We start from the raw sequence: 16,430 nt of genomic DNA on the forward strand, positions 1-16,430 counted from the left end.
TTATTTTCGGTTTCCAAAGAGCCTTAAAAGAGAAAGAAAAATATTTATGAAATCAAGATAAAGCTCAAGCGCGCCATAAATCGCAATTTTCTTGAATGTGTCTGAACTGTTCGCCCTTGAAGAAATGCGCATAATTTTCTGTGAGTCATAAGCTGTAAGTCCCGTGAACACAACAACAGAAACAACAGAAATCAGCCAGTCAAACATTGTGCTTCCGGCTCCAAAAAGGAACAAAATCCCATTTAGTAAAGAAGCTATAATAATTCCAAGGAGAGCCATCATAAGGTAGCGCCCAGCAGTTGTAAGATCTGATTTTGTTTTAAGTCCATAAAGCGACATTCCAAAGAACATAGCCGCCGCGGAAACAAAGCAGATTGCGATTGAGCTTGCTGTGTATGTAAAGAAGATTGTAGAAATTGTAAGTCCGTTTAATGCTGAATACAAAATGAATAAAAGCTTTGCGTTTGCTACAGAAATTTTTCTGATTGAAGAAGTAAGTCCGACTACAAGACCGATTTCCGCAATGCAAAGAATAAGAAGTCCCATTCCGCCTGTTGCCTTCAGAATAGAAATAATCAATCCTGATTCTGCTGCGAGAAATGAAATTGCCGCGCTTACAAGAAGTGCGATTCCCATCCATAAATAAGTTCTTGTTAAGAAAAGCTTCCTTTCAGTTTCTGTTGGAGCATAAAACGTCATTTGATTTTCCATAGATTCCTCCGAAATTATTTGTTTTTATAAATATAATATATTACACATAAAACCGCAAACTTTATTTTTTGTAACATGGCGTTTTCAGTTTGTTGGAAAAATCTCTTTTCTTTTGCAAAAATCCCCATTATAATGGCATGGAAGAATATGATAAGAATTTTTTCAGCTGGAATTTTAATTGCTGCATTTTTTGTTTCATGCGAGGCTTCTGTTGAAGAATTAGAAGTCAAAGATGAAACTTTAAAAAGTTCCGCAGAAAATTTTGAAAGAATCTCGTTGTGGACAAATGAAATTGAGCCAAATCTTTTAAAAGAAAAATTGCTCGCTGTAAAAAATATTTCTTCCAAAACAGTTTTGTCTCCGGCTTCTGTTGCTTTGGCTTCCATTGATTTAAAAGCCGTTTTTCCGAGTTTAAAAGATTCATTCAGCCTTGACGTTTCTTCAATGGATAAGGACGCATTAAAAACTCTTGATTCATTTTTTTATTCATTTGAAAAAAATGGGAATTGTGAAAAATATTTTGAAACAGAAAATCTTTATTCATTGGTAATTTTTTTGCATGATTTTGCTAAAATGAAAGCGAATGCTTTTAGTCATGTTTCAGGCGAACCTTTTTTTTATGATGGAATTTATCAATGCCCTGTAAGAATTTTTCTTAAGGCGAATGATGAAAAAAATTCAAGTGTTGACGTTTATGCATATTTAAAAAAAATAGAACAGGAATGGAAAATTTTTCAGCTTGAAATTTTCAGTTGGAAAAAAAATTAACAGGAGGAATGATGTCTGAAAACAAGGAACTTACAAAAATAGAAAGGGAGCTTGTGCTTCAATATCTTATGGACGACAATGTTCCTTTGACTGTTACGCTTGAAAAAAAGCCGGAGCAGGCTGATGCTGAAATGATTGGCGAAAAAGTTCCTGTGCTGGAAAAAGAAAGCCGTATTCCTGCGAGCGCAGTTTTTCCGGTTGCGATTCCTTCTGAGCAAATAAAAGTTTTGAACCAGGGAATAATTCTTTTAAAAAATCCTGCCCGCACGGTTCTTCCGTTTTTGGGAAAACTTGTAAAAGTCCAGTTTTATTTTAATCATCTTGGTCTTTATTTTATTACAACGATGAAAGAATGTTCCCAAGGACTTGCGATTGTTATTCCTTCAAGCATAAAAAGAATTCCAGAAGTTTTTTCAAAAAATGATTACGATTTCAGCGGAAAAATTTCTTACAAAGCGGCGGATTCTGTTGTTGAAATCGACTGCATTCCAATGAAAGGCTACAGAATTTTTTCTACTCCAAAGTGGTCTGAAATTCCAGAAGAAAATCAGCATGAGGCAAAGTCGCTCCTTGAAAAGTTTGTGCAGGAAGTAAAATCCGGGCAGACAAATCCAATTGGAAACGGCATTCAGCTTTTGAGCATTGTCCGCTATCTTTCTGAAAAAAATATTTTTCCGCAAGAACCAGTGGAAGGCAGAGTAAAGCCGTTTTTTATAATTTTTGCTGACGACAAAAGAATTGTGCTTGCCTGCGCTGAAAATTCTGAAAATCTTGACTCTGAATTAAAGTACAATCTTTCGCTTTTCTTTACACTTTCGGAAAACAAACTTTTAAAAAGAACAGTTCAAGTTGAATGTTCTGTTGAAAAAATTTATGAAAACGAAAATTCAAAGAATATAAAATGTATTGCACTTAAATATGAAAATTTAAAAGAAGAAGATTCCAGATTCTTATATGAAAGAATCACTGGAAAAATCTTAGGTAAATAGAAAATTGACAGATAGTTAAAAATCTGACTAATTACTTTTTTCTATTGAAAAGTGAAAATTTTCTTTTTCTGTTGTTGAAATTCGTTTTGTTTCCCAAAAGGACTCCAATTGGGTTTAGAATTTGAATATTTTCGCAGATGATTTTTATAATCACAAGAATTGGAACTGCAAGAATCATTCCAATAAATCCCCAAAGCCAGCCCCAAAGTGAAAGGCTTACAAGAATAAGAAACGGAGAAATTCCAAGATCAGAACCTTCCCAGCGTGGCTCAATAATATTTCCAAGAATAAAATTGACTGCAAGCACGGCTATTCCAACATAAATGATTTTGCCAAATGAAGGATAAAACTGAAGAACTGCAAATCCGGTTGTAAGCGCCCAAGAAAGAATAGAACCGAATGTTGGAATGAAATTCAAGATGAATGCAAGAAATCCCCAGATAATGGCAAAGTCAAGTCCAATCATAAAGCAGAACAAGAACACGAGAAGTCCTGTGAAAAACGAAATCAAAAATTTTATGGAAATGTAGCGCGTTACTTCTGCAATTGTTTTTGTTATTATGAACATTATTTTTCTGTTAAGATGTTCTTCTGGGAACGCAGTTTTTACTTTTTCTTTCATTCCGCGGATTTCAATCAAAAAGAAAACAATAAACAGTGCGATTACAAGTATTACTTTTGCAGTTGAAAACATATAGCTGCTTGCCGCCAATGCAAAGTTCTGAACAAATGTTCTTACGCCTAATGAATTCCAAAGATTTATAATAAGCGATGAATTTTCGTCAAACGGAATGTGGAAAGCTTCGGCAATAAGACTGTAAACTGTTGTGAATCTCGTTTCGTATTTTGGATATGCATTTAAAACTGTTCGGCAACTTGCAACCAAAAGGTTTCCGATTATAAAAAATGCCGCAACTGCCAAAATCACAACTAGAATTATTCCTGCAATCCACGGAATACGAAATTTCGTAAGGTTCTTTACAAATGGATAAAAAACAAACGAAAGCATCAGTGCGAGCGTGAGCGGAATAAAAAATGAAGATGTAATTTTTAGAATAACAGTTGCCAAAATTATGGAAGCAAATAGTAAAATGTAAAAAATGCCTTTTGAATAATTTTTGTCTTCCATAATTTTAACTTCCTATTATTTTATTTTTTGATTGTTTTATAGACTGGAGATGCTACATCTGTTTTTGGTCCGATTTTGTCGAAGCCGCAGTAAGGAACAAGAACTTCTGGAATTGTTACAGAGCCGTCTTCATTCTGGTAATTTTCAAGAATTGCAAGCATTGCTCTTCCGACTGCAACGGCTGTTCCGTTAAGCATATGGACGTATTTATTTTTTCCATCATCGTCGTGGTATTTTACATTCAATCTGCGTGCCTGATAGTCTGTGCAGTTTGAAGTTGAAGTTACTTCGCCGTAATCTCCATCCGGATGATTTTCATCAGCACGTCCAGGCATCCATGCTTCCAAGTCCCACTTTCTGTAAGCAGGCGCACCCAAGTCTCCAGTACAAGTGTCAACAACACGGAACGGAAGACCAAGTCCACTGAAAATTTCTTCTTCAATTAAGCGGAGTTTTTCGTGAAGAGAATCACTCTGTTCTGGAAGGCAATAAACAAACATTTCAACTTTATCAAATTGGTGAACTCTGTAAAGTCCTTTGCTGAACTGACCTGCAGCCCCTGCTTCTCTTCTAAAGCAATGTGAAAGTCCGCAATACATAAGCGGAAGCTTTGACTTGTCTAGAATTTCTCCTGAATGATAGCCACCAAGCGTTATTTCCGCAGTCGCAACAAGGCAAGTTCCTTCGTCTTCAATTGCATAAACATTGCTTTCGTTTCCGCGCGGATTAAATCCAATTCCTTTTAGAACTTCTTCGCGTGCAATGTCTGGAGTTATAAATGTTGTAAATCCATGTTTGCGCAAAATGTTGAGAGCGTACATTATAAGCGCCTGCTCAAGAAAAACAGCTTCATTTTTAAGATAATAAAATTTTGCTCCTGAAACTTTTGTTCCGCGCTCAAAGTCAATTAAATCCAATGACTCGCCAAGTTCTACATGACTTTTTGGCTTGAAGTCGAATTTTCTTGGCTGACCAACTTTTTTTACTTCAAGATTTTCTGTATCAACTTTTCCAACTGGAACTTCCGGATTTGCCATGTTTGGAATCTGACGTCCTGCTTCTTCAAGCTTTACTTCGAGCTCAGAAAGTCTTGCTTCCGCAGAAGAAACTGCGTCCTTTATGCTTTTTCCTTCTTCAATACATTTTGCTCTTGTTTCTGGATCGAGTTTTTGCTTCATCGCCGCCGCGTTTGCATTTCTTTTCTGCTGAAGATTCTGCAATTCTGTTGTAAGAGCTGTGCGTTCATCAAAAAGTTTCACTACTAAATCTGCGTCAGCTTTTGCAGGATCCATGTTGCGGTCTATGATATTTTTCTTTACTGCCTCAAGATTGTCTTTAATAAATCTGTAGTCCAACATTTTTTTCCTCTATGAAATAAAATATAATCAGTTTACTGAATTTCGTAAACTACTTCAACATTTACAGAAACGGAAGTTTTTCCTCCTGAAACTGGAGTAGAGCTGTTTTCTTTTTTTGCCGCATATAAAACTGTGTTCGATATGCTTTCTGTGATTGCCTGACGTTCTTTTATTGAAATGATTTTTCCGACAGAACATCCGCTTGTGCTTGCAAGAGTAATTGCTTTTTGTTCAGCATCACGCAACGCAAGAATTCTAGCCTGTTTTTCTGCCTCTGAAGTTTCTCCTGCGGAAAATGAAAGTGAATCAAACTGATTTGCGCCAGCCTTTACAGCTCCGTCTATTATCTGTCCAGTTTTTTCAATGGAAGAAATTAAAATATTTATGCTGTTTGAAACTACGTATTGCCCCAGGATTGTCCTCCCATTTGAATATGAAGTTTCCTGCTGAATATAAAATGATGAAGTTGAAATATTTTCTTTTCCGATTCCAAGAGCTTCAAAAGAATTTCTTACAGCTTCCATTTTTTTTGCATTGTCTTCGGTTGCTGCTAAAACACTTGAGCTTCTTGTTACAACGGAAAGTGAAATTACAGCTTTTTCATTGTCAAGTTTTACAGTTCCTTTTCCTGTTACAGAAATTGTTCTAGGCACATTTTTTTCTGCTTTAAAATTACAGGAAGTAAATGCAAAAAGAACAAAAACTGCTAATAGCAAATTTTTTTTCATTTTTTTTCTCCGAAAATTATCTTATATTGAAATAAAATTTTTTTAAGTAAGTAACCCGCTCGCTGGATTTTTTCCAAACCGAACTTTGAGGATAACGGCGTACAATTGTTTCATAATTATCAAGCGCGCTTTTTATATTTCTTTCTGATGAATTTGATTCGAAAATTTGCGCCTGAAGAAAAAGTCCTTCATCAATTCTTGAATCTGCTTTTTCAAAAAAACTTTCAAGGCATGCAAGCGAGTCTTTGTATTTTTTTGAATTGAAATTTTCCTGTGCGGCTTTTAAAAACTCATCAGAAGAAGAATCTGATGAATTGTTTTTTTCTATCGAAGAAATTTCCTGCGAAGATGCAACTTCACTTCCGGAAGATAATTCACTGAAAGTTTGTGTTGAAGGATTTTCATTTTCAAATTTTTTTTCATCAACTTGTTTTTCTTCTGGAATTTTTGGCGAACTTTCAGAATCTTCATTTTTCTGATTTGAAATTTCTGGACTCGAATTTTTTTCTTGCTTTTCATTTTTTTGCGCTGGCGGAACGATAGAAGAATAGTCAGGCGCTAAAATTCTTTCAGCTGAATAATTTTTTCCTTTTATTTCAACCTCCAAATAATCATCTATAAAAGCTCCAGTGAGCTGATCATTTTTATAAAAATGAAGAATTGTTTTTCCTTCTTCTCTGGAACGCAAACTGAACGAAGTATTTTTATCTCCGATTTTTCTTCCAAAGTAGCGCATTAAATTTTTTCCGTCTTCTTCGCCAAGATAAATCCAGCCTTTTCCAGGATAAACAATATCCAGGTACTGGCTGTTTTTTATTGAAACCGAACGTGATGGAATTACAGGAGGCTTTTCTGGTTCAGTTTCTTCTTCTTGTGAATTTGAATCTGCGGAATTTTCTTCGGCGTTTTCTTCCTCAACTTGGATTTCTGGCTGCGAAATTATTTCTCCTGAATTTTCTGTATTTTGAATTTCAGTTTTTGCATTTTCATTTTCTAAAACTTCAGGCTTTTCTTCAGCAGGAGATTCTGTTTGTTCTGTTTGAATTTCTTCTTCTGCATTTTTATTGCCGGAAATTTCTTGCGATGAGTTTTCTTTTTTTTCAGGCTCTATTTTTTCTTCTTGAATTTTTTCTTCCGGCGGAACAAGCGGAATTTCTTCTGTTTCTTCAATTGGCTCTATGACTTCCTGCTTTTCAAGAAAAACTGGCTCCGGGTCGCTTTCGTAATATCCTTGAATATCTTCTTCAATCGGCTCAAGTTTTATTTCTTCTTGATTTTCTTCTGGCGGATTTTCGTCTGGTAAATTTTTTTCTGGCGGATTTTCGTCATTTGGAACTTCAGAAGCTGATTCTTGTGTTTCTTCTGTTTCATGTTCCTGTGGCTGAATTTCTTCAGCGACCTTTTCTGTTTGTGAAGGCAAAACTGCTTTTGCATTTTCTTTTGGAGATGAGGCACATGAAAAAAATAAAAATGTAAAAAGTAAAGCTAAAAAAAATTTTATCACGGAGCTGCTCCTAAAATTTCATTTGCAATTTTTTCATTTGATTTTCCAAGAGCTTCAACATTTTCCTTGGAAGGAACAGAAAACCATCTGTCAAATTCATCCTTGCTCCAAACGGAATTTTGTTCTCTTGAAAAATAATAATCTTCGGTTATAGAATCTTCTTTTGGCGGAAAAAAATTTTCTACAGCTGAAAAAGGAATTTGCTCTGGAAAAACAAAAGTTTCCTGTTTTTTTTTCTCTTGAAAAATTCCCGATGCAAAAGCAAAAACTGCAAGGGCAACAAGCAAGATTGTTATTCCCGCTGTAATCTTTGTGTTTTCCCGGAGAAAATTTTGCAGATTTTCCTTTATAATTTCAAAGAAATTCATTGCTGGCTGCTGGTTTCCTCTGTTTCATATTTTGCATCAGTTTTTAATGTTCCGTCTGGATTGTGTTCTCTTCTAGGAGGACGCGGCGGAATTACAATTCCTTCTTCAGGCTGAACATCTTCTTCCACAAAATCTGACTGGTCGTTAAAGACAATGTTTCCGTTCATGGTGTCTTCGTCAAGGCGGACTTGCAGAACTTTTGTGATTCCAGATTCTTCCATTGTAACGCCGAGCATTGTCGATGCGCCCATTACAGTTTTTCTGTTGTGAGTAATTACAATATACTGGCTTATGTTTCCGAATGCGCGCAATGTGCTTACAAAACTTGCAACGTTTTTGTCATCAAGAGCCGCATCAATTTCGTCCAAAAGACAAAACGGACTAGGGCGGACTTGATAAGTTGCAAAGAGAAGAGCTACTGCTGTCATCGTTTTTTCACCGCCTGAAAGAAGTGAAATATTTACAAGTTTTTTTCCAGGCGGCTGGGCGAGAATTTCAACACCGCTTGAAAGAACATTTGCCGGATCAACAAGCCTAAGCTCGGCTCTTCCTCCATTCATAAGTCTGCGGAACATATTATGGAAATTTTTTCGAATTTTATTATATGTGTCCAAAAACATTTCCGAAGATTTTGTCCGTATTTCTTCACTTACGCGAACAAGATTTTCCAACGTCTTTTGCGTGTCGTTGTAGTTTGCCTGCTGACGTTCGTAGCGTTCCTTTTCTTCTGCAAACTGCTCAATTGCCATTAAGTTCGGAGTTCCAAGTTCCTGAATTTTTTGCTTTACCTGTGCTAACTTTTCTTTTAAAGCTGAAACTGGAGTTGTTATAGTGTACATCCGCTCTTCAAATTCCATCAGGTCGCGCGAAAAATTTTCCTGGAAATTTTGTTTAACATTTCTGATTTCAGTGTCGTACTGCGCAATTCCAACGCTGAATTTTTCAAGCTGACTTTGATATTTATTCCGCTCCTCTTGTTTTTTCTGAAGCGCGCTTTGTTTTCCGCTTACCTGGCTGTTGCATTCAGCAATCTGCTTATCCAAATCATTCAATTCAGAGGTAATTTTTTGTCCTTGAGCTTCTAGTTCCGCAATTGATTCTTCAGTTTCTTGAAGCTGTTCTTCGTTTTCTTCCCGGCGCTTGTTTTCTTCAAAAAGCTCATTCTGCTGTTCCCGAAGCGAAGTTTCCTCGGAAGCCAAAGTTTTTCGCAAAGTTGAAATTTGCTGCTCGCATGAAGTTATTTGCTGAGCCATCTGCGCTTGGTTTATTCTTAATTTTGAAAGAGTGTCTTTGTATTCATCAATTTTTTTATTAAGTGCATTGTTTTTTGAAGTGAGTTCCGCACTTTCATTTTTTATTGAATCGATTGTAGCAAGATTCTGTTGAATTGAAGAGTCGATTTCGCGTTTTTTTGTGATAATTCCTTCCGGCGAAAGAAAATCGTCAATAAACTGCGGTGTTGTTTTTGTATATTCAGAAATCGACTGCGAAAGTTCTTCCAGCATCCGCAAAATTTCTGTAAATGCCGCAACCGCATCAATTCCCATTTGCGCAGAATCTTTTTCAGAATGTGAAGGAAGAGATGAAAAGTCCTTGAAAATATTTGCCCGTCCGTTCGCATAAATTTTTATTTTTTCAAGAGCTGTATCAAGAGCTTCTTTTGCTTTTTTATTTGAAGTGCTCGAATATCCTGCGTCTTTTAATTTTGCGTCAAGTTCTGTAACAATATCTTCAGTTATCGATGTAAGCTGTTTTTGAAGCTCCACGCGCTCTGAGTCAAGGTTGTTGATTTTTCCGGAGTTTGTGTTTATGAGTCTTAAATTTTCTTCAATCTGACTTGAAGACTGCCTGATATTTTCAGAAAAATTTTCAACATTTTTATTTATATCTGAAAGCTGCTTGTGTTTTTCGTGAAGCTCCGCATTTTGGCTGTCAATTTCTTCATTATATTCATCAATGCGCTCTTCAATGTTTTTTATGCGGTTTTCAATTTGCCCGATTTTTTCTTTCATCTGGCTTTGATGTTCGTGAAGCTGCCGAGCCATAGCTTTTTTTCCGGTTTGCTCTGCGCTGATTTTTATGACAAGCTGCTGTTTTGTGTTTACTTGTTCCTGAAGTTCTTTTACTTTGTCCGTGTTGACTTGAAGCGTATTTAAAATTTCTTCAATTTCATTTGCCGCGGAATTTCTTTTTTCTTCAGCTTCTTTTCTGTTCTGCTCATGGCGCGCCTTGTTCTGCGTAAAATCCTTGAGCTTTAAAAGCTGAATGTCAAGCTCGCATTCAAATTTTTCATCTTGAAGTTTTCTGTATTTTGCAGTTTTTTCAGCCTGAACTTTTAAAGTTTCGTAGCTGCGTTTTGTTTCCGCAAGTCCAATATCAATTTGAGCCAAATTCGCCCTTGTTTTTTCGAGCTCACGTTCTGCATCTGCAACTTCTGCCTTTGAACGGCTGATTCCTGCGGCTTCCTCAAAAAGATAACGTCTGTCTTCCGGCTTGCTTGAAAGAATCTGGTCGATTTTTCCCTGCTCCATGACAGAATAGGCTGCTTTTCCAACTCCAGTGTCCATAAAAAGCTTGCGGATTGAAGAAGCACCAACTTGATTTGAATTTATAAAATATTCGTTTTCACCGTTGCGGTAAAGCCTGCGTTTTATTGCGATTTCAGAATCTTCAAGAGGAAGAAGTCCGTTTTCGTTTGCAATTGTCAGTGTAACTTCCGCCATAGAAAGTGCCGGACGAGTTTCTGTTCCGTTGAAAATTACGTCTTCCATTGATTCGGCGCGAAGATTTTTTGAGCGGTTTTCTGCAAGAACCCATTTTATTGCATCAACAACATTGCTTTTTCCGCAGCCATTAGGACCAAGCAGGGCAGTAATTCCGTCAGCAAAATTTATATGAGTTCGATCGGCAAATGACTTAAAACCGAATATTTCAAGACTTTTTAAAAACACAGGAAGTTCCTTAATTTAAAATGTTTTTCTATTATAGCAAAATGGCCTTTGAGCCTCAAGTATTAAAGGAATTTGGATCAACAACATTGCCTTTATAAAGCATTTTTGGAAAAACTTTTATCTTCAGTTTTTTCTCGAGTCGGGCATAGTTTTCCATTTCCCAGGCATCTCCGATTACACAGTTTATTCCAGTTGCTCCGGCTCTTGCAGTTCTTCCTGCACGGTGAATAAAAAAATCTTCTTTTTCAGGCAAATCCATCTGAACAACGTGAGTTATGCCTTCTATGTCAAGTCCTCTAGAAGCAAGATCTGTTGTAATGAGAATTTTGGCTTTTCCGCTTCTGAATCTGTCGATTGCCGATTTTCTGTCAACCTTGTTCGTTTTTCCGCACAAAGTTTCGCAGTCGATTTTTTTAAACCTTAGTTTTGAAGCAATGTTTTCAATTTGATCAGATTTTGAAGTGAAAACAAGAAGCTTTTTTGGTTTTTCCGCATTTATAAAACTTCTCAGCGTGTCGATTTTGTCTCTTCTTTCTGCAAAAATTGCCCAATGCGAAATTTGCTTTCTAAGAACATTTTCCATGGGAAGCGCAACAAAAAGAATCGCGTTTTCCTTTTCATCATTTAAAATTCCGTTTCTTGCTTTCTGAAGAATTTCTCGTGTGTATTTGCTTACAGTGGCGGAATTTCCTATAAGCTGAACTGATTTTGGGAGACGCTCCATAAGATCTTTTGTGCTGTCCCTAAGTTCAGGACTTAAAAGACGGTCAGCCTCATCAAGAACAAGAGTTTCAATTCCGTCAGCCTTGAGTTTTTTTAAATGAATCAGCTCAAGAAGCCGTGCAGGCCCTCCAATTACAATTTCTGGCTTTTCCTTTAAAAGTTCGATTTGACGTGAAATTGGTGCTCCGCCAATAAGCAAGGCGCATTTTATTCCGCTGATTTTCTGCACTTGAACTTTTATTTGGGAAGCAAGTTCGTAAGTCGGGGAAGCAATCATAAGACGCGCCATTCTTTTTTCTGTGGAATTCAATCGGCTAAGCAGCGGCAGCAAATATGCGAACGTTTTTCCAGTTCCAGTTTCGCTTTGGAACATTATATTTTTTCCTTCTGAAATAAGCGGAATTATTTTTTTCTGCACCTCGGTAGGTTCTTTTATGCCGATTTCTTCAAGCTTTGCGACAATTGACTCGTCAACTTTTAGTTCTAAAAATTTGTTCATAAACAAAATATAGCATATTTTTAAAGTTTTGTGATATACTATGCAAATATGAAAATTGGAATTGATACGTTTGGTTGCGACCACGGTAAATCCGGGCTCGGCTCATACCTTATGTCTTTTATAAATAATCTTCCTGCTGAAAATGAATTCAACTTTGAACTGTTCGGGGAAGAAATCGACAGATACACTTATAACGCAAAGCGCGATGTTCCTTTTTCTAGCATTGGAATAAAACCGACTCCTGGAGCAATTCGTCTTTGGCATTATTTGTCTGCAAATCGATTTATAAAAAAAACTGGATACAATGCGGTTGTTTTTCCGGCTGGAGCTAGACTTATTCCTTCAAAATTTAAAGTTCCCGGCATTGCAATAATAAATGACATTCCTGGAAATATTTTTAAAAACGAAAACTGGCTTGCGCAAAAGCACATAAAAACCGGACTTTCAAATGTTGACTGCATAATTGTTCCGAGCATGTTCGTAAAGAAAAATCTTGAGCGTTTAGGACTGAAATGCAGGCGAATAGAAATTGTCCACAACGGAATCGACCACAGCATTTTTTTTCCGATTGACTCTCTTGGAATTGAAAATGAAATTGCTGATATAAAGCCGTTCGCAATAAAAAAGCCTTATATAATTTATGCAAGCCGTATGCAAAGTCCTGAAAAAAAGCACATTGAGCTCATAAAAGCATTTTCGCTGTTTAAGGAAAAAACAAATTTGCCGCATAGACTTGTAATTGCCGGAAGCGACGGACCTTACAGCGATGAAGTTCACAAGGCGGCATTTGAATCTTCTGCGGCGAGCGACATTTTTATAACCGGATATTTTCCGCATGAAAGTTTTCCTGAGTTATATAGAAATTCTGAGGCCTGTGTTTTTCCTTCTGTGAATGAAGGGGCGGGGCTTCCTATTCTTGAAGCTATGGCGACTGGAATTCCTGTTGCCTGTGCAAAAGCCGGAGCTCTTCCGGAAGTTGCTGGGAACAATGCGCTTTTCTTCGATAGCAATAACATAGAAGAATTTGCTTCATGCATAGAAAAAATAACAACAGACGAAGTTTTTAGGAAAAAAATATCAGAAAGTGCTCTTGTCTGGTCAAAAAGATTTTCTTGGGAAAAATGTGTGCTTGAAACTTTGGAGATAATAAAAAGTATTTTAAAATAAAAAAGGAGCTTCCGTTAGCTGTTGCATTTGAAAGCTCCTTTCATTTTTTTAAGCTGTTTTTTGTTCAATCAAAAGGGATTCCGCAGTTGGAAGTTCTTTTTGATTTACAATATCTTTTGTGATTACAAGTTTCTTTTTGCCTTTTACACTCGGAACTTCGTACATAAGGTCAAGCAAAATGTGCTCTACAATTGCCCTTAGTCCGCGTGCTCCAGTTTTGCTTCTTATTGCCATTTCTGCAATCTGGTCAATCGCATCATCGTCAAAAGAAAGCTCCACATCGTCTATCGCAAAAATAGCCTGAAACTGTTTTGTTATTGCATTTTTTGGCTCTACAAGAATTCTCTTTAAGTCTTCCTTGTTGAGTTCCTTTAAAGCACAGGTCATTGGAAGTCGTCCGATAAGTTCTGGTATAAGACCGAATTTTACCAAGTCATCGCTTGTAACTTGATTCAAAAGCTCCATTCGCTCTTCATTTGTTCTGTGAGTGCCTTCCGCTCCGAATCCTATTGAAGCAGTTGAAAGACGCTGCTCAATTATTTTGTCAAGTCCAACAAAAGCTCCGCCGCAAATAAACAGAATATTTGTGGTATCAATATCAATCATTTCCTGATTCGGGTGTTTTCTGCCGCCCTGAGGAGGAACTGAAGCATGTGTTCCTTCAAGAATCTTTAAAAGCGCCTGCTGAACGCCTTCACCAGAAACATCGCGTGTAATTGAAGTGTTTTCACTTTTCCTTCCGATTTTGTCTATTTCGTCAATAAAAATGATTCCTCGTTCTGCTGCTGCAATATCTCCATCCGCCGCATTGATGAGCTTTAAAAGAACATTTTCAACGTCTTCGCCAACGTATCCGGCTTCAGTAAGGGTAGTGGCATCCGCAATTGCAAATGGAACATTCAGTTTCTGCGCAAGTGTTTTTGCAAGAAGTGTTTTTCCCGAGCCAGTTGGCCCTAAAAGAAGAATGTTCGATTTTTCAATTTTCACATCCATTGTAAGCTGCTGTTCTCTTGAAATCGAAAGCTGCTTGTAATGATTGTATACTGCCACGGAAAGAACTTTTTTCGCATAATCCTGACCGATAACGTACTGGTCAAGATACGATTTGAATTCTTTTGGAGAAGGAATTGCGCTCATGTCGATTGGAGCGATTGTGTGGGCTTCATTGTTTAAAATCGTCTGGCAAGTTGCAACACAATGCTCGCAGATATAAATCATGTCATCTGGGGAACTTACAACTCTTCTATGTTCATCAGCAGGACGACCGCAAAATGCGCATACCGGCTGATTGTTTCTGCCTAATCTGGCCATTATTGAACTCCTTTTTTCGCGCTGTTCATTATATGGTCAATTATTCCATAATTTTTTGCATCTTCTGCTGGCATATAAAAATCACGCTCCATATCAACTGCGATTTCTTCTTCTTTTTTTCCTGTCTGCATGGAAAGATATTTTATGCTAAGTTTTTTTAAGCGTCCGATTTCCTTTGCCTGAATCGCAATGTCGCTTTCCTGGCCTTGAGTTCCGCCCCAAGGCTGATGAATCATCACACGGCTAGAAGGAAGAGCGTATCTTTTTCCGATTGTTCCGCCGGCAAGAATAATTGCACCCATGCTTGCTGCCTGTCCCATGCAAATAGTCTGAATATCGCATCTTACATATTGCATAGTATCGTAAATTGCAAGTCCTGCTGTAACTGAACCGCCAGGGCTGTTTATATACATGCTTATGTCTTTTTCTGGATTTTCGCTTTCTAGATAGAGAATTTGCGCCACAATCAAATCTGCTGTTTCATCGCGGATTTCTCCATCCACAAAAATTATTCTGTCCTTTAAAAGCCTTGAATACAAGTCATAGGCACGCTCTCCGTTTCCGCTTCTTTCAATGACAGTCGGAACAAGAGTATTCATAAATTCATTCATTAAATTTTCCTCTGATGAATAGTGTAAACAAAAAAAACGGAATGGGCAACACTCCGTTTTTTTCTTATCGTCAGAAATTTTATAAACTAGCGATTGTTTTTAAAAAGATCCGCAAAGTCAACTTTGTCGCCTTTTGAAACTTTCACCTGTTTGTAAAGCTCATCGTAAAGCTTGTTTTCTTTTATTTCATCAATAATATATTCTTTTGCACGTGCATCTTTGTAGTGCTCTTTTACTTCATCAAGAGTTGAGCCTGATTCATCTGCAATTTTTGCGAATTCTGCTTCAACTTCTTCTGGAGTAACCGCAATATTTTTCTCACGGATAAGAGCATCAACAATCAGGCGGCTTTTGAGCATTTTTTCAGCATCTCCAGTCCACTGTGTGAGCATATTTTCTTTTGACTGTCCAGAAGCTGAAATCATTTTTTCAAGCTGCTCTGGTGTTGTCTGGAACTGCTGCGCCATCATTCTCCAGCGGCTTTCCATTTCTGCCTGAACCATTGACTTTGGAAGCACAATCGGATTTTTTTCTACAAGCTGCTCAAGAAGACTCTGCGATTTAAGTTCTGAAATTTTTCTATTTTTTGCGCTTTCAAGACCTTTAGAAATATCTTTTTTAAGATCATCAAGTGTTTTGTATTTTTCGCTTACATCCTGCGCAAGCTCGTCATCAAGAGCTGGAAGATTGCGGAGTTTTATAGCTTTTACAGTTACGCTGATTTTCTTTGTTTTTCCGGCAAGATCTTTGTTTTCATCTTTAGCATCATAAGTCTTAGAGATTTCCTTTGTCTCATCCTTTTTCATGCCAATGATTTCGTCATCAATCTTGTAGATATTCTCACCTGTTCCAACAGTGAAAACAAAGCCTTCGCGCTCGCTTCCTTGAATTGCAGCTCCAGAGTCATCAAGCTCTTTGTAGTCGATTGTAACAATATTGTCTTTTTCAACAGGCTCGCCTTCTTTTTTATCGATTACAACAGCGTTTCTTTCCTGAATAGCTTTCAATTCTTCATTGAGTTCTTTTTCGCCAATTTCAACCTGAGGCTCTTTTACTTCAATTTTTGAAAAATCTTTTACTTCAACAGAAGGGAAAACGTCATAAACAACAGAAAAAGTCAAATCTTTGTCTGTGCTGAATTCTGGAAGCTTGTCGCCGTCAAGACGTGGCTGAGTGTAGGGAAGAGGACGGATGTCTTTTGATTCTTCCTCTGCGAAAATCTGGTTCAAAGATTCATCGATAAGATCTGCGAGAACTTCCTGCTTTAGGGAATCTCCATACTTTTGTTCAAGAACTTTTACAGGAACATGACCTTTGCGGAATCCTGGAAGCTGAACATTTTTTGCGTATTTAGAAATGTTTTTGTTGTATCCAGAAACAACATCTTCTTTTGCAATTGTGGCAGTGAGTTTTACTGCTGAATTTTCAAGTTTGGAAATTTCCTTTGTTACCTTCACGTGGGAACCTCTCGATTATAAAATACACCGGGTCAAGGCACGCTTCATTTTAATCCTTGACACAGCCGTTTTTAGGGATTTATAAGCCCTAAATAAAAAAGCGATTCAGAAAAAATCCAAATCGCTTCGTCGTCGAGCGGAAAACGGGAATCGAAC

At 37.2% G+C, this 16,430-nt stretch carries 14 protein-coding genes; 3 read left to right on the top strand and 11 right to left on the bottom strand.

Features of this window, described 5'->3' with window-relative positions:
• Entirely contained in the window at nucleotides 1-711 is a 711-nt protein-coding gene (locus B4C08_RS02515; RefSeq protein ID WP_296662498.1) for a Bax inhibitor-1/YccA family protein, read from the bottom strand.
• A gap of 75 nt (nucleotides 712-786) precedes the next feature.
• On the opposite strand from B4C08_RS02515, the gene B4C08_RS02520 reads away from it, so the two are divergent.
• Both B4C08_RS02520 and B4C08_RS02525 read left to right on the top strand, forming a co-directional pair.
• Nucleotides 787-1,479, top strand: coding sequence for a hypothetical protein (locus tag B4C08_RS02520; protein WP_296662499.1), 693 nt, complete (start codon nucleotides 787-789; stop codon nucleotides 1,477-1,479).
• Between the two features lie 11 nt (nucleotides 1,480-1,490).
• The gene (locus B4C08_RS02525; protein WP_296662501.1) at nucleotides 1,491-2,468 is read left to right on the top strand and encodes a hypothetical protein; all 978 of its coding nucleotides are present in this window, start codon (nucleotides 1,491-1,493) and stop codon (nucleotides 2,466-2,468) included.
• A gap of 31 nt (nucleotides 2,469-2,499) precedes the next feature.
• Here the strand turns inward: B4C08_RS02525 and B4C08_RS02530 are convergent, their stop codons facing one another.
• Genes B4C08_RS02530 through B4C08_RS02560 form a run of 7 tightly spaced genes read right to left on the bottom strand, consistent with a single transcriptional unit; the run spans nucleotide 2,500 to nucleotide 11,728 of the window.
• Complete coding sequence (locus tag B4C08_RS02530; RefSeq protein WP_295799681.1) at nucleotides 2,500-3,597, bottom strand: AI-2E family transporter; 1,098 nt, start codon at nucleotides 3,595-3,597, stop codon at nucleotides 2,500-2,502.
• A 20-nt stretch (nucleotides 3,598-3,617) separates the two neighbouring features.
• Entirely contained in the window at nucleotides 3,618-4,955 is a 1,338-nt protein-coding gene (serS, locus tag B4C08_RS02535) for a serine--tRNA ligase (RefSeq protein ID WP_296662503.1), read from the bottom strand.
• Between the two features lie 32 nt (nucleotides 4,956-4,987).
• Nucleotides 4,988-5,683, bottom strand: a complete 696-nt coding sequence (locus tag B4C08_RS02540) for an SIMPL domain-containing protein (protein ID WP_296662504.1) — start codon at nucleotides 5,681-5,683, stop codon at nucleotides 4,988-4,990.
• 16 nt (nucleotides 5,684-5,699) lie between these two features.
• Nucleotides 5,700-7,187 carry a hypothetical protein gene (locus B4C08_RS02545; protein ID WP_296662506.1) on the bottom strand — a complete coding sequence of 496 codons (1,488 nt, stop codon included), beginning with the start codon at nucleotides 7,185-7,187 and terminating at the stop codon, nucleotides 5,700-5,702.
• Nucleotides 7,184-7,555: a hypothetical protein gene (locus B4C08_RS02550; protein WP_296662507.1), complete on the bottom strand. Its 372-nt coding sequence runs from the start codon at nucleotides 7,553-7,555 to the stop codon at nucleotides 7,184-7,186. Before B4C08_RS02550 ends, B4C08_RS02545 begins: the two co-directional genes overlap by 4 nt.
• Complete coding sequence (locus B4C08_RS02555; protein WP_296662509.1) at nucleotides 7,552-10,506, bottom strand: chromosome segregation SMC family protein; 2,955 nt, start codon at nucleotides 10,504-10,506, stop codon at nucleotides 7,552-7,554. Before B4C08_RS02555 ends, B4C08_RS02550 begins: the two co-directional genes overlap by 4 nt.
• A 55-nt stretch (nucleotides 10,507-10,561) precedes the next feature.
• Complete coding sequence (locus B4C08_RS02560) at nucleotides 10,562-11,728, bottom strand: DEAD/DEAH box helicase (protein ID WP_295799542.1); 1,167 nt, start codon at nucleotides 11,726-11,728, stop codon at nucleotides 10,562-10,564.
• A 48-nt stretch (nucleotides 11,729-11,776) separates the two neighbouring features.
• On the opposite strand from B4C08_RS02560, the gene B4C08_RS02565 reads away from it, so the two are divergent.
• Nucleotides 11,777-12,895 (top strand): glycosyltransferase family 4 protein, encoded by a 1,119-nt coding sequence (locus B4C08_RS02565; protein WP_296662511.1) that lies wholly within the window; start codon nucleotides 11,777-11,779, stop codon nucleotides 12,893-12,895.
• Between the two features lie 48 nt (nucleotides 12,896-12,943).
• On the opposite strand, the gene clpX is transcribed toward B4C08_RS02565, so the two are convergent.
• From clpX to tig, 3 genes are all read right to left on the bottom strand, one after another.
• Nucleotides 12,944-14,206 carry an ATP-dependent Clp protease ATP-binding subunit ClpX gene (gene clpX, locus B4C08_RS02570; RefSeq protein ID WP_296662512.1) on the bottom strand — a complete coding sequence of 421 codons (1,263 nt, stop codon included), beginning with the start codon at nucleotides 14,204-14,206 and terminating at the stop codon, nucleotides 12,944-12,946.
• Nucleotides 14,206-14,817 carry an ATP-dependent Clp endopeptidase proteolytic subunit ClpP gene (clpP, locus tag B4C08_RS02575; RefSeq protein WP_296662514.1) on the bottom strand — a complete coding sequence of 204 codons (612 nt, stop codon included), beginning with the start codon at nucleotides 14,815-14,817 and terminating at the stop codon, nucleotides 14,206-14,208. The genes clpX and clpP overlap by 1 nt, the downstream gene beginning before the upstream one ends.
• Before the next feature lie 86 nt (nucleotides 14,818-14,903).
• Nucleotides 14,904-16,274, bottom strand: a complete 1,371-nt coding sequence (gene tig, locus B4C08_RS02580; RefSeq protein WP_296662516.1) for a trigger factor — start codon at nucleotides 16,272-16,274, stop codon at nucleotides 14,904-14,906.
• Nucleotides 16,275-16,430 lie beyond the last annotated feature (156 nt).

Origin of the sequence: Treponema sp. UBA753, assembly GCF_002297325.1 — a bacterium.
Taxonomy (GTDB): domain Bacteria; phylum Spirochaetota; class Spirochaetia; order Treponematales; family Treponemataceae; genus Treponema_D.